Source organism: Aedoeadaptatus acetigenes (assembly GCF_025566985.1).
In the GTDB taxonomy this organism is placed as follows: Bacteria; Bacillota; Clostridia; order Tissierellales; family Peptoniphilaceae; genus Aedoeadaptatus; species Aedoeadaptatus acetigenes.
Genome location: NZ_JAOQJD010000003.1, coordinates 80,773 through 95,300 on the forward strand (window position 1 = coordinate 80,773; position 14,528 = coordinate 95,300).

The 14,528-nt window shown below is 31.9% G+C and carries 17 protein-coding genes; all 17 read right to left on the reverse strand.

The genetic code is table 11. The annotated features are described in order from the left end of the window. Nucleotides 1-189: 189 nt before the first annotated feature. The 17 genes from OCV31_RS02075 to OCV31_RS02155 all read right to left on the reverse strand — a co-directional run bounded on the left by OCV31_RS02075 (nt 190) and on the right by OCV31_RS02155 (nt 14,526). On the reverse strand, nt 190-2,001 hold the full coding sequence (locus OCV31_RS02075) for an ABC transporter permease (RefSeq protein WP_148472164.1): 1,812 nt from the start codon (nt 1,999-2,001) through the stop codon (nt 190-192). Further along, complete coding sequence (locus OCV31_RS02080; RefSeq protein WP_148472166.1) at nt 1,985-2,680, reverse strand: ABC transporter ATP-binding protein; 696 nt, start codon at nt 2,678-2,680, stop codon at nt 1,985-1,987. Before OCV31_RS02080 ends, OCV31_RS02075 begins: the two co-directional genes overlap by 17 nt. Nucleotides 2,681-2,749: 69 nt before the next feature. Then, a complete protein-coding gene (locus tag OCV31_RS02085) occupies nt 2,750-3,790 on the reverse strand; it encodes a sensor histidine kinase (protein ID WP_267303745.1) in 1,041 nt (346 codons plus the stop codon). 8 nt (nt 3,791-3,798) lie between these two features. Continuing rightward, on the reverse strand, nt 3,799-4,479 hold the full coding sequence (locus OCV31_RS02090) for a response regulator transcription factor (protein ID WP_148472168.1): 681 nt from the start codon (nt 4,477-4,479) through the stop codon (nt 3,799-3,801). Nucleotides 4,480-4,600: 121 nt separating this feature from the next. Beyond that, complete coding sequence (locus tag OCV31_RS02095; RefSeq protein WP_267303746.1) at nt 4,601-4,900, reverse strand: hypothetical protein; 300 nt, start codon at nt 4,898-4,900, stop codon at nt 4,601-4,603. Nucleotides 4,901-5,110: 210 nt separating this feature from the next. Next, the gene (locus OCV31_RS02100; protein WP_148472170.1) at nt 5,111-5,857 is read right to left on the reverse strand and encodes an ABC transporter permease; all 747 of its coding nucleotides are present in this window, start codon (nt 5,855-5,857) and stop codon (nt 5,111-5,113) included. A gap of 9 nt (nt 5,858-5,866) precedes the next feature. Further along, a complete protein-coding gene (locus OCV31_RS02105; RefSeq protein ID WP_148472172.1) occupies nt 5,867-6,565 on the reverse strand; it encodes an ABC transporter permease in 699 nt (232 codons plus the stop codon). Next, entirely contained in the window at nt 6,562-7,479 is a 918-nt protein-coding gene (locus tag OCV31_RS02110; RefSeq protein ID WP_148472174.1) for an ATP-binding cassette domain-containing protein, read from the reverse strand. Before OCV31_RS02110 ends, OCV31_RS02105 begins: the two co-directional genes overlap by 4 nt. A gap of 50 nt (nt 7,480-7,529) precedes the next feature. Continuing rightward, the gene (locus OCV31_RS02115) at nt 7,530-7,793 is read right to left on the reverse strand and encodes a hypothetical protein (protein ID WP_148472176.1); all 264 of its coding nucleotides are present in this window, start codon (nt 7,791-7,793) and stop codon (nt 7,530-7,532) included. Between the two features lie 31 nt (nt 7,794-7,824). Continuing rightward, nucleotides 7,825-10,260, reverse strand: a complete 2,436-nt coding sequence (locus OCV31_RS02120) for an ABC transporter permease (RefSeq protein WP_148472178.1) — start codon at nt 10,258-10,260, stop codon at nt 7,825-7,827. Further along, nucleotides 10,253-10,933: an ABC transporter ATP-binding protein gene (locus OCV31_RS02125; RefSeq protein ID WP_148472180.1), complete on the reverse strand. Its 681-nt coding sequence runs from the start codon at nt 10,931-10,933 to the stop codon at nt 10,253-10,255. Before OCV31_RS02125 ends, OCV31_RS02120 begins: the two co-directional genes overlap by 8 nt. Nucleotides 10,934-10,985: 52 nt before the next feature. Then, a complete protein-coding gene (locus tag OCV31_RS02130) occupies nt 10,986-11,846 on the reverse strand; it encodes a sensor histidine kinase (protein ID WP_148472332.1) in 861 nt (286 codons plus the stop codon). Nucleotides 11,847-11,849: 3 nt separating this feature from the next. After that, nucleotides 11,850-12,500 (reverse strand): response regulator transcription factor, encoded by a 651-nt coding sequence (locus tag OCV31_RS02135; protein WP_148472183.1) that lies wholly within the window; start codon nt 12,498-12,500, stop codon nt 11,850-11,852. Between the two features lie 126 nt (nt 12,501-12,626). Further along, nucleotides 12,627-12,980: an IS3 family transposase gene (locus OCV31_RS02140; protein ID WP_148472185.1), complete on the reverse strand. Its 354-nt coding sequence runs from the start codon at nt 12,978-12,980 to the stop codon at nt 12,627-12,629. Further along, entirely contained in the window at nt 12,965-13,213 is a 249-nt protein-coding gene (locus OCV31_RS02145; RefSeq protein WP_148472187.1) for an IS3 family transposase, read from the reverse strand. The genes OCV31_RS02140 and OCV31_RS02145 overlap by 16 nt, the downstream gene beginning before the upstream one ends. Before the next feature lie 41 nt (nt 13,214-13,254). Then, nucleotides 13,255-13,839 (reverse strand): helix-turn-helix domain-containing protein, encoded by a 585-nt coding sequence (locus OCV31_RS02150; RefSeq protein WP_148472189.1) that lies wholly within the window; start codon nt 13,837-13,839, stop codon nt 13,255-13,257. A gap of 66 nt (nt 13,840-13,905) precedes the next feature. Beyond that, nucleotides 13,906-14,526 carry a hypothetical protein gene (locus OCV31_RS02155; protein ID WP_148472191.1) on the reverse strand — a complete coding sequence of 207 codons (621 nt, stop codon included), beginning with the start codon at nt 14,524-14,526 and terminating at the stop codon, nt 13,906-13,908. Nucleotides 14,527-14,528 lie beyond the last annotated feature (2 nt).

Sequence of the window (14,528 nt, forward strand, 5' to 3'; positions counted from 1 at the left end):
GGATAAAATTTCATATTTCTCAAAAGCCTCGTATGTGGGAAAATGTTAATCAATAAACATCTTATAATTCATTATATCATTTTAGAGTTAAGAAAAAACAGCCCATAAAAGAGCTGTTTAAATCCTCTAATTGAACTAATTATAATACTACTAAGATGACCAGCAAATATAGCTATAAGAAAGAATAATTTACAATTCATTTATATTGTCAGTTATGGACATCTTATTAATTCTTTTAATAGGTTTATATGTTGAAATGATTACTGAAGTCAATATAAAACCTATCGAAATTATTACCGGCAAAATTGGAAACTGCCAAACAGCATAGGAAAAGTGATTTTCTATCAGTTTTGTGAAGATAATTTTATTCAGTAAAACACCAACTATTATCCCTATAAAACAACCAAAGAAACCATAGGTTGCTGATTCTACTTTAATCATTCTCTTAATTTGAAGCTTATCCATACCAACTGCACGCATCATTCCATATTGTTTTATTTTTGATGATACGCTTATGGATATGCTGTTGATACTATTTAATAGACTTACAAGACCAATAATCGCTATGAAACCATATACAAAAAACATAAATGCCATATATGTTCCCGTTGTCTTTTGTTCTCTACGATCATTTATTGTATTCTTGTTCCCCATAATCTTTTGAACTTCGTTTATACTTTCATTTGAAAAATTCTCATCAGTCTGTAACATGACTAAGTTATATCCATTTTCATTTGTTATCTGTTTGAATGTTTCATTTGAAGTTATTATTGTAGTTTTACCTCCAGTTTCACCATCGCTACTAAATGGATCATATTTCAATAGTCCAGCTATTTCAAAATCTTCTCCTTTAATTTTTATTTTATCTCCAATTTTATTATTGCTATCTCTATCCCAAGTAGATAAAACATAATGGCTATTGCCAAATACATTCGATAAATCACTTTTTCTCTTTAGGGCTTTATCTTTTTTTAGACTTTTTAAATCAAAATCATCATATGAGATAATATCTATTTTTTCTCTACGGTTAGATTCAGATTCTAAAATTGCATTTACATCAAAAGCGCTTCTTCTACCATATACATTTTTTACTCCATATACTTCTTTTAATTTATTCAACAAATTTGGATCAATATTATTTGAAATATCCTTACTTGTAATCTCTATATCTGCTCTGGCAGAAGATTGTGGCATTATATAATTTACAAATTGTCCGAAAACTATAAATGTTAGAAACAAGATAATACTTAATGCAAAGGAAGCTGACATTAGAAATAAATTCTTTTTATTTTCTATAGCATGATTTATTCCTAGTGATTTTTCAATATGAAAGAGTCTATTATTTACTAATTGTTTATTTCCTATATTAGATTCTGTATTTCCAGAAAGAGCCGCAATTGGAGAAATCTTAGAGGCTTCTTTCGCAGGTTTTTGTGCGGCAATTAAAACACTTGCAAGTCCTACCAGAACACCTGCTAGAATACCAGTTACACTTATTGTAAAAATAGGTATGTTAGAAAATTCTTCCCCAACTATATATCTTAGTCCACCACAAAGAATCCAAGTTGAAACAACACCTATTAACGTACCAATAGGAATAGCTGTTTTGCACCAATTTAGTGACTCTAACCTTACAAACTTTTTAATCTGACCTTTGCTCATCCCAAGAGAGCGCATCATACCAAAAAACTTAGTTCTTTGAGCAACACTATTATTAATACTTCCAGAAATCATTAAAGCACCAGCTACAAGTATCAAAATAAATAATAACATAGCTACAGGAATTAAAGTTTGCCCCAAGTAACTTTTTAATACATCATTGAAACTAAAACCAGTATGCTTTAACTTCAATCTATCAATTTCCATTCGTAAGCCAATTTCAGCCATACTAAAAATTGCTGTTACCAAAAATACTGAAATAGCTATGCACATTATAGTTAAATGATTCTGTTTTTTACGAATTTTAGCTGATATTGGAATTAAACTAAGATAACTTTTCATTTGTAGCACTTCCCTGATCAACTAGTATTCCATCTGAAACTCTTAAAACTCTATCTGCTGCTTGAGCTATCGAACGGCTATGTGTAATCATAATTATAGTTTGTTCATATTTCTGTGAAGATTCTTTTAGTAAACTAATAACCTCTGAACTATTTTTAGAATCTAGGTTTCCCGTTGGTTCATCCGCTAGAATTAGAGAAGGTCTTGTTATAAGTGCTCTACCTATAGCAACCCTCTGTTGCTGACCACCAGAAAGTTCACTTGGCAAGTGATTCTTTCTCTCTTGTAGTCCTAATATATTTAATAGTTCTTCAAGATACTTTCTATCTGGTTTCTTGTAATCCAATAAAACTGGAAAGATTATGTTTTGTTCCACAGTTAACTCTGGAATCAAATTAAATCCCTGAAAAACAAAACCTATATTTCTGCGGCGAAATACTGTAAGCTCGCTATCTTTCATTGAAAACAAATCTTTATTATTAATAATAACCTTACCTTCAGTAGGAGTATCTAGCGCACCTATTATATTCAGTAAGGTACTTTTCCCAGAACCTGACTCTCCTACTATAGCTATATATTCTCCTTTATCTACAGAAAATTTAATATCTTTTAAAGCATGCACTGCATTGTTGCCTTTTCCATATATTTTAGAAACAGATTTAACTTCTAATAAACTCATAAAACACCTCGATCTTATTCTATTTATTAAAGAATAACACTCCATTCCTACAATTAAATTACTAAAATCCTACAATTTTGTAGGATTTCTAAAAGTTAATATAAAATTAGTCCCATAACCTAATTCACTAGAAACTTCAATTGTGCCTCCATGTCCTTCGATGATAGACTTTGCTAAGGGTAGTCCTAAGCCTGTCCCTTGCGAATCTGTTAAATGTCTACTTCTATAGAAACGCTTGAAAATATGATAAAGATCATCCTCATGTATACCAAAGCCATTATCAGTAATTTTTATCTGTAAAATCGACGAGAATTGCTCCCATTCAATTTTAATTACATCACCGCTTTTAGTATGGTCAAAAGCGTTTTTGACAATATTATTTATTGCTTCCAATAGCCAATCTCTATCACAAGTAAGATTTATTTTTTCATCTCCAGAAACTTGTAGATGTTTTTTTTCACTTTTCGCACGGTATGTAAAGTGGAGTTCTACATCTTTAATCATTGCATACACATTTTCATTCAATTTTTCAAGAACAATCACACCTGCATCAAACTTAGCTAACTTCAAAAGGTTTTGTATTAATGTATTCATTCGATTAAGCTCATGGTCTGACGCTTCACATAAATCTTTAATTGGATAATCTTTATCAACCTCATTAAAAATAAGTTCATTATATATGTTTAAAGCTGCTAATGGTGTCTTTAGTTGATGAGATATATCAGATATAATATCTCTTAGAAATTTCTTCTCTTTCGTTTCATTCTTGGCTCGGGCATTTAATATTGAAGCCATCTGATTTATGGAATTAAATAACCTGTAAATTGTCCCTTCTTTGTCAGAATCAATCTGAACATTATGATTGCCTTCAAGATACATATTGATTTGTGCTTCTGCATTTTCTATAATTTCTTCTTGGCGTTTTAAATAAAGATAAAATATACCAGGTGTCAAAAAAATAAAAATAAGACTTATAAAAATTGAAGGAGTAGAAATAGTTTTGAACTCTTTCCAAGTAAATATTTGAATTAATAAGGCGAATAAGACATTAACTGTAAAGATATGTTTGAAATATCTTTTATTGTTTTCATCTGAAAATACTGACATCATTGTTTACCTCAACAAGAAACGTTCCACTTATATCCCAGACCTCTAATAGTTTGTATCATTTTGGGATGGCTAGGATTGTCTTCAATTTTCACTCTAAGTCTGCGAATATATACAGTTACGGAATTATTGTCTATATAATTATCATTAATATCCCATAATTTCTCTAAAATTTGATCTTTAGATAGGACAATATCAGGATTTTTCATGAATAAACAAAGCAGTTTATATTCACCACTCGTTAGATCTAAAGCGTGACCATTTTTATAAGCAACACTTTCTGATAAATGAATTTTTATACCATTTGATTCGATATTTTGGTTATTATATTTTTCTGTTCTCCTAAGAAGTGCATTTATTCTTGAGATTAAAATACTTAATCTAAATGGCTTAGTTATATAGTCATCTCCACCAATATCCAGACCCATAATTACACTTGTTTCTTCGTCAGAGGCTGTTAGAAAAATAATAGGTACATCAGAGTTTTCTCTGACTTTTCTGCAAAATTCAAACCCTGATCCATCAGGAAGATATACATCTAAAATTAATAATTCATATTTGTTTTTTGACCATAAATCTAAAGCTTCGCTTATAGTTCTAGCTATATCAGCGTCAAACCCTTGCTTTTCAAAAGAAAATGACAACCCATAAATAAGGCTCTTGTCATCTTCTAATAGTAATATCTTGTTCATATAAAATCTCCTAAAAATCATTAAATCTATGTTAGATTATACATTATAAGTACAAAAATACACTCTATTTTATAATATCACCATTTTCAGTATAAGTAAAAACAGACCCATTACGGATCTGCTATTTGTCGATATCAATTTCAATTTCAGACTTGAATATTACTTTAAGCATTTCATCATAAACCACTATCTTATCCACTAGTTTCCTTACCAATTCTTCATCATAGCTTTCTATTTCTAATTCTTGATTGTCTAAAAACTCTTCTAATTCCATTAGTCTGCTTTGTTCATTCTTCTCTTCCGCCATTTCAAGGAGTATCTTTTCTTTTTCATTTCTTAACTCTTCTACTCTGTCTGCAAGGTCTGTGTAGTCTTTCTTGGCATTAGCTACTATTAAAAGCTCTTCTTGAACCGCCAGCATTTCTTTGTCTATTTCTTCTATCTGCCTACCTCCGTCACCTGTGATGGCATTTTTAATGTTCTGTCTTATTATTTCTTTTAATTCTATCTTTTTTATTCCTATTATACTTTATTATTTAGTCTCAAGAAGTACCAATCTTTTCGCATGGCTTGAGTAATCGATATGGATAAAATTTGGTATTAGGCTAAAACTAATTTCAAAATTTTAACTCTATTTCAAATCTACTTTCTTAAAAGCATGACTCGCCAGCATAGTAAAAAATATGAAGATTATCAAAGCACTAATAATAATCATAATATGATTATTAGCACTTAAATTCTCATAAAGAACATATCTAATTTCTATTAGTGGAATAAAGTTTAATATCTTCACTTTATCAAATAAGCCTTCTGGTTTTCCATAAGCCATTAATAAGGAAAATGCTAAAATATATGTTGCTGACAAACTTAATGTCTTTCCTATATCCCTACACAAAAAAGAAATAAATATACACACAGAGAACATGGCGCTATTTAACAGAATGGAGTAGAGAATTATCTTTATTATGTGAGCTATCCCTCCTGTCATACTAATGGGAAATCCAAGTTTTGGAATCATTCGTATACATCCTGCTAAAGGAAAAGTTATGATGAGTAAATTATAAATGATTAGGCAACTTATGATTTTAGAGATAAATATATCTTTTCGAATGTTTCCAAAATAGATATCGTTATTTATAGTTCTATTTTTAAATTCTATTCCCAATAATGTTGATGTTATAAGTGTTGCTAAAATCACTATTATTGTGGAGTCAAATACCATAGCATCAAATATTCCTATGGCATCTTTACTACTTTTTAAGTCTAAAATATAGCTCTCCGCACCAAAAACCCCCATTAGTATAATGGATAAAAAGGAGATGAGTATAATTTTATTATGTTTTATTTGATATAGGTCTTTTTTAATCAAGTTTTTCATCTTATCCTCCTATTTCAAATCACATTCTTCAAAATATCTTTCTATCAAGATATTAAATATTAATAAATAACTTATAGCAACCAATAAGGCTTCAATATTTCCTGTTGTATTTTCTATTAGGAGCCTTGCTTGTCCTAGTGGGAGTATATGCGCAAAACTTAAAGCCTTTTGTGAATTTAACAAAAATATTGTTAAAAAATACAAGGCAGTTGAAGCTACTAGTATCGTGCCTGGTTTTTTTAATAAAATTGCTAAGAACATGATTACACTTATAGAAGCACTATTTAATAAAATACTCATTAATATAATAGTTATCCCTTGTGATAAAGAGTACATTTGACCCCAGCCCTTTATTGATGTATAGATAATAGTTACAATAAGCGGTTGTAATATTAAAATCAAATTAGAGAAAAATATAGAGATAACACTCTGGGCAAATACTACATCTTTTCTCTTATGGCCTGACACAATATATTTATTAATTTGTCTTTCAGAAAAATTATCACCAATATATAAAGAAATAAACACATTCACAACTATAAAAACTAGAGATGTATTGTAGAGAGTTTGATATAAAGCTTCTGCCCCATCCTTAATATCGCTATCTAGTAGTAAAACAGAGCTTATAATTAAGGATACAATCAAAATAAATAGGTTTTTTTTATCTTTTCTTATTTGATAAAATTCTGATTTTAGTATATCCTTCATAACTGTGGCCTCATCTTTGCAAATACATAGTTTTCTAGTGATTCTTTTTCGCTACGCATTTCTCTTATGTTGATTTGATTTTCAGTAAGCAAGATAGATAAATCATCAATATTCTCATTGAAGTTTTCTATTAATATACGTTCTCCCTCTATATCTATTCCTACATCAGGAAATTTATCTTTTAATATGCTGATTGTCCTACTGTTATCACTAGTAACTATATAAATATAATCTTTTCTTTTATTTAAAAGTTCGTCTTTAGATATTTCTTCTATGATGTTTCCTTCATCTATTAAAATGAAATCTGTCGCAGTATTCTCAAGCTCTCCTAAAATATGGCTTGAAATTAAGAAAGTCTTACCTTTATTTTTATTTAGGTTATCTATAAGGATTCTAATTTCTTTTATTCCCTCAGGGTCTAGACCGTTTATCGGCTCATCCCAAATAAGAAAGTCAGGATTTCCTATAAGGGACATGGCTATTCCAAGTCTTTGCTTCATTCCCAAAGAGAAGTTACGTGCTTTTTTATTTCCAACACCGCTAAGTCCAACAAGGTCTAAAAGTTCACCTATCTCACGTTCATCTTCTTTTCCTAACTGAATTTGTTGAGCCTTTAAATTCTCTTTAGCACTCATAAAAGGATATAAGGAAGGGCCTTCAACTAATGCTCCTATCTTTCTTCTAGCTTCTTGTAGTTCTTTTTCTCTTGAGTTTCCAAAAAGTGATAATTCTCCACTAGTTAGAAAAGCTAGTCCTGTAATAATTCTTATAAATGTGGTCTTACCTGCACCATTTTTACCAATAAAACCATAAACTTTACCTTTTTCTAGTTTTAAATTAATATTATTAAGTGCAGTATTGTGTTTATATTTTTTTGTTAAGTTCTTTGTTTCTAAAATTACTTTTTCTGTCATTTCCTTTGTCACCCTCCATCATTAAAATATAGCCTAGAATCCTAATTTAATTATACACCTATGACATGACCTACAAACATTGCTATAGGCAGTAATAAGATTAACATAATATTCAGCACTATAAATAATCTGTCATTTTCCTTTACCCCAAATATTAAACCTATTAGTCCAATAATTGGGCAGACAAGCATGGATGTGAGTCCAGTTGGTCTTAGACTTGTATAGCTTTCAAAGATGTCTATTGGCAGTAGGTAGGAAATCGCAAAAATCGTGAGTCCAAGTAGAAATAATTTTTTACTGATATTTTTCTTCATACTATTCTCTTACTATTCTCTTACTTTGAAATTATATTGTTCGAATTAAATCTATCGTCGGTCTGTCTAAAATTCTCTTTAAGGAGAAGTGATAGATTAGTAAGTTTATACAATATACTATTAAAGAAAATCCCAGAAACAATTTATAGTCATAATATCTTATTAATACATTAAGGCTAAAATTAGGAGCTATACGAGATATTACAAACATGACTACTAATGTGGTTATTCCGGCAACAATAAATGATTTTATTTGCTCTTCTATAAACTCTTTTCGATAAATATTCTTTAACTCATCTACGTCCATACCGCATGAATAAAGGCTGCCAATTTCCTTCTTTCTACTCATGAGACTTAAATTAATGGATGAATAACCATTTGTCACATTAAGAATAAAAATAATGAAAGCCATCGCAAATGCGACTTTCTTTAAAGATTCTAGATCACTTTTTCGATTCATTTCAATATCTGCTTTTGTGTTAATATCGTACTTTTCATTTGGCATTATCGATTCTCTTATCTTATTATCCAAATAATCCTTTACATTTCTCATATCCGAGTCTTTTACATTCACATTTAATACATACGGAGCATTAATAAATTCTTCATCTTTTGACTCATCCATAAGTTGGAAGAAGGTATCGAAATCTGTGTAGATTTTTACATAAAATGGTAAAGTTATTGAATCATAGTTTCCTAAATCCTCTATAGTTTTAGAAATTTTTATACTTTTTCGAAAATTTTCCCCTATCTGGAAGTTTATATCTTTCGGATTATTAAAATATGGTATTTTATTTGCTTTAGCTACTGGAGTGTTTGGGTCTTCTTGTACCATATTATAAAGAATAAAATCACCCTTACTTGCTCCCAATTTACTAAAGTCTTCATCTTCTAAAGCTATAAGCATCCCATTCAACTGGCTTGAATGACTCTTTTTCAAATAATACTCTAACTTTTGATCTAGAGACATGTTAATAGCTTCTTTGGACAATTCTAAATCATTATCTACCTGAATATAACTTTCTTTTGAAACATAGGACTTATTATTTGGAATTTCTCGCTGAATTTCTTTAAAGACTTTAGGAACTTTCTTATTTTCACTATAATAATTAGCTATTACATTGTACCCTGCATCATAGTAAGAAAAATCTCTGTTATATTTAGTCACTGTAATAATAATGACTAAAACAGAAATAGTAATGACACCAATAGCAGAAATATAACGCTGTGATTTAATACTATCAAGATTGTTTAATTTTAATTCTTTCCATAAATTCCTAGATCTTTTTTTCTTAAAGCTATCAAAGTCTAAATTTCCCTTTATACCTTCAATAATAGATATTTTTGAAACTTTCTTTGCTGGTTGAATAATAGAAAATACTACTACTAAAAGAGCTACTGTAACAATCGCTAGGCTAAGTAAAGGACTGAAATAACTAGATACCAAGTTTTCGACCCCTTGATCAATCTCAAGATGCCTAAACAATTTTAAGATAAGACAGTATCCAAAGATATGACCAATTAATATAGGTAGAACAGATAGGAAAATACCTTCTTTTAATAGTAACAAGTATATCTGAAAATCCGTAGTGCCTATAGACTTATATACAGAAAGTTCCTTGATTTTCCTAAAAGCCCACACCTTGAATATATTTTTTACAAAAAATACAAATAGTAATATAGCCCCTATTACAGAAAGAATGGTTCCTAATTCAGTTAAAATATTATGGGGAAAGTCATACTCAACACCGTAATAATCTATTAAATTAGAATTGAAAGTTAAGGGAACATCTCTACCTAATTTTTTATTGATTTCATTTTGTAGATTTACTTTGTTATCATAAGCCTTTTCAAAAGAATTAAACTTTAAAACTACTTTGCCTGGATCCTCTTCATTTTTCAGTGCTAAAGCATAATTAACTCTACTGTATTTATTATAGACATCTTCATAAATTCCAACCAGCTCAAAGTCTTTGCTAAAACTAAGATTGTAAGACTCCTTATCAGTAAAAGTACTTATGGCATCTATCTCCTTACCCTCTATTAGTCTATGCCCAAAATCAAGCTGTATTTTATCTCCTAATTTTAGCTTATTTTTTTCGACTAGACTTTTCGATAATACTATTTCTCCATCACTTTTAGCAAAGTGTCCTTCAAGTAAATCTGAATGCTCTCTCATTTTATTTATATCATTATCTTGATAATTTACGGCAATCAAATCATTCTTGTACTTTGCCGATTCAGGATTTATGGACATTTCACCTACAAATTCTATATTATTAATATCTTTTATTTTTTCAATATCATTACTTGTTAAGTTCCCTTCAAGTTCTGCATCATAAAAATTTACGGTCATGAAACTTTCATCATTATATTTAATAATTGTATAACCATAATAAAAAACCACAGTAAAAAACAAACTTACAATAAATAAAGAAATAAAAATAGGAAAATTCTTCTTATTCATTTCTTTCATCTCCTACAATTTTTCCATCGACTATTGTAATAATACGATTTGTTTGTAAGGCTATTTCTTCATCATGGGTGATTAGGATAATCGTCTGTTTTAAGGTTTTGTTAAAATATTTGAAGATTTCTATAATTTCCTTAGAATTTTTTCTGTCTAAATTACCTGTTGGTTCATCTGCTAGTATTATAGATGGATTGTAGATAAGACTTCTGGCTATGGCAACTCTTTGCTGCTGACCTCCTGAAAGTTCACTTGGAAAAGAGTCAAGTTTACTTTCTATACCAAGTTTTTTTACTATATCTGAAAATTCATCTTTATTTATTTTTCTTTTATCTAGTTTTAGTGGAAGTTCTATGTTATGTCTAACGGTTAAATTTGGAATCAAATTATAAAATTGATAAATTAGTCCAACTTTTCTTCTTCTAAAGTAGGCCAATTCTTTTGTAGAATACTTTGAGATGTCGTTACCATCTATATAAACCTTACCATCATCTGGGCTATCCACTCCTCCTATGATATGTAGAAGTGTTGATTTACCAGAGCCACTCGGCCCTACAATGGCAACAAATTCTCCTCTTTCAATTTCAAGGTTAACACCGTCTAAGGCAATGACCTTAGAATTACCCTCGCCGTATTCTTTTCTTAGATTTTCTACTTTTAATATTTCCATAACTGCCTCCTTTTTCTTGTGTCAAGGTAAGCATATGAAAGTAAAGTGACTTTTAGGTGACATTGTAAAATTTAATTTCAAATCTTGCTCCACCATCAATATTTGAAACAGAGATTTCCCCGTTGTTTTTTTCGACAATTGTCTTTGCCATAGCAAGTCCTATGCCAAAACCATTTGAGTCAGGCGTTTTATAAAAGCGTTTAAAGATTTTTTTGATATTATCTTTTGCAATTCCTCCGCCATTGTCTTCAATGATTAAGCATGTATAGATGGGGGTTTTGTATGATGAAACCAGGATTTTATCACAAGTCGGTCTATTATCAGCATTTTTTACAATATTAATGAAAGCTTCTGCCAGCCAATAAAAATCTCCATAAATACTATTTTTCTTTAAACTTTCTGCTACTTCTGCATTAGTAGATCTCCTTAAATCTAAACTATCTAAAGCATAAGCCACTAATTCATCTAAACGAATTTCTTCTTTTTTCATAAGATCTTTGTTGGCATCAAGGCTTGAAAGTTTGAGCAAAATATCTGATAGAGAGTTTAATCTAATAGTTTGTCTTTTTAAAATTTCTATATCTTCATTAGCTGGAAAGTCCATCTCCAAATTTTCTATAGAAAAAAGCATAGAAGTAATTGGAGTTTTTATTTGATGAGCGATGTCTTCTAGGTGTTCGATTTGCTTTTCGCTATTTTTTCTGCTTGTTTCCTTGGCTTCTACTATTTCTATAAAAAGCTTATAAATTTTATCTTCCAAAATTGAAAAATCATCTTGCTTCATAGGAATTTTGTAGTCCTGGTTTTTCATATTTTCTATTAAATCTATAAGCTCATTTATCCTATTTTTCTTCCTTTTTTCTAAAATATAGTAAAGAAGTCCCAGACTTATTATCCAAAATACATATATCATCATCTAATCCATCCTATATCCAATTCCTCTAACAGTAGAAATAACTTCCCTATCAAGCTTTTCTCTGATTCTCTTAATAGTTGATGTGAGGGTGTTATCATTTACAAATTTATCCCTATCTTCCCAAAACATTTCTAACAGTTGACTTCTGGTATAAACTCGTTGAGGATTTTTAATAAATAGGACTAGGATTTCATATTCAAGTGGAGTTAATTCTATTTGCTTATCTTTAAAATAAACTTTTGAATCATTTAAATCTATTTTGATATCCTTATAAGTAATTATTTTGTCTTGACTTAGAGGTATTGTTCTTAATACCGCATCAATTCTTGCCCTTAATATTGCAAGGGAAAATGGCTTTGTTAAGTAATCATCTGCTCCCTTATCTAAAGATTCAATTATAAAATCTTCATCATTTTTTACTGTTGTTACAATGACTCTTATGTCCTTATCTTTTAATCTTTCTATCAAATGTTGACCGTCTTTATCTGGTAGATTTATATCAAGTAGTGCCACATCCATGTCTACATTCATCTTATAGCTTGCTTCGTAAAAAGATGATGCAATCTCTACTTCATAACCATTATTAACTAAATACTTTTCCATTTGTGATGAAATTTCTTTATTATCCTCTATAATCAAAACACTCTTCATTTTAACCCTCTCATGTATCAACTCTTATATTAAAAACAGACCCTTCACGGTAGAGTGACCCCATAAAGTTGGACTTAATCGAGTAAGCATTTCGCTTGCTCGATTTTGTTTTACATAACATTCATTCTATGCAGATTGCATCTGTTCACGGTATTGCTTCGGACTCAATCCTCCTAACTTTTCTTTAATTCGATCGTTGTTGTAGTAGTGGATAAAACGTTCGATGGAACGCACGAGTTCTTGTCGGCTCCGGTAGATGTGACCGTCGTAGATTTCTCTTCTCAGTACACTGAAGAAGTTTTCCATGGGTGCGTTGTCGTAGTAGTTGCCTTTTCTCGACATGCTTTGAAAGATGAGATGTTTTTTTAACATGGCTTGATAGGCGGTCATTTGGTAACCCCAACCGCGATCGAAGTGGAAGGTGCGGCGGTAGGGGCAGGTGTCGGTGCGCTTGATAGCTTCTTCTAAACCTTGCCGCATGGTGACGCCGTTGGGTTGTGCGAAAGGATGTAGCTGATGATTTCAAGATTATACAGGTCCATGACCTGAACCAGTCGTTGAATTTTCTTTTTGCTCACCACCCCTCCCCGGTTCTTCAGCTCCAGATGGATCCCTCGATAGCCGTAGTCTTTGTGTTCGCGCCGTATGGCCAGGATCTCGTCTTTCAAGGCTTGGTCTTTGTCTTCTTCGTTCCACTTTTTCTGCCAATACATGAAAGTGGATTTTGGAAAGTTAATGGCGGCGAGGATCTCGGTTAGTTGGAATTGTTCTCGGAGTTTGGCGACGATCTTCGCCTTTTGTTCGTTGCTTCTTCCCTCTCCAAACTCCTTAATTGCTCCCAGAACATTTTTTGAATGGTAAGTTTCCGATTCTCAGCTTCTAATTCTTTGATGCGATTTTCCAATGCCTCTCGTGTGGAAGCATCAAGATCTTCACTCGACTTTGAAGGATTTGGTGCTTGATTGCGGTCGTCTTTCTTCGTCACAGGTCTCCCTCGCTTGTGTGGTCGCAGACCCTCAATGCCCTCCTCTCGGTATTTCCTGCGCCAGTTAACAATCATGGATGGATTTGTTAAACCGAGTTCAAGGGCCAATTGTTGGTAGCTGCATTCGCTCGTTTCGTAGCGTGTGATGGCTTCTAACTTAAACTCTACACTGTACGCACGTTTATTTCTAGAGCGCATTAACCCTTCATCGCCAAAATGTTTGTAATTGTTCACCCAGCGTCTGATCTGCGAATGGTCAATTTGATATTTCATAGCCAGAGTTTTATAACCTGCTTTGCGGCCCAAGTATTCCTCAACAATTTTCCTTTTAAATTCATAACTGTATTTTGCCATTAAAAGACCCCCAAAGGTTGGATTTCTTGGTCCAACTTTTGGGGGTCAGTTCACGAAGGGCCTTTTTTATTCCGGTTCCACCGGCGCATTTAATGTTTCGTTTTCGAAAAAACTCGTGCCGTCATCCCCATTGCCTTGGAAGGCGCCGAAGGTGGAAATGTAGTTTTCTCCGTCCACGGTGTAATGCACTTCCACCTGCAGGTATTCCAGAAAGTATTTTTCGTATTGACGGCTGTAACGCTTGGTGGTGTAGCTGAAGCCCAGGTCCCCTTCATCTTTAGGCTCGCCTGTAATGATCCGCGTCTTCTCGGGATCGTCGTAATGGGATGCGTGGGCGATGATTTTCATGCTAATCTTTTCAGGCTTCACGGGCTTTTCGTCTTTCTCAAATTGAAAAAAGATCCGCGGTTTTTTATTTAATTTGATGCAGGGAATGTCGCCTTCGATCTTTCCGCCGATTGTATCCTGCACCTTCGCCAGTTGATTCTCCGTTAAGTCAAGATAGTCTTTTTCTTTAAAGGTGCGGATAATGGGTTTGCGCTCGTCCCATGCCACGACAGCATCCATGCACACGCCGTCCACGGTTTGATTGCGCATAAAATCCGGCGTCGGCGAGAAGGCGTAGGTGATAAAGGCCGCTCCTGCCGCTATTAAAATACCCAAAGCGATCAATGCTTTTTTTACCATGG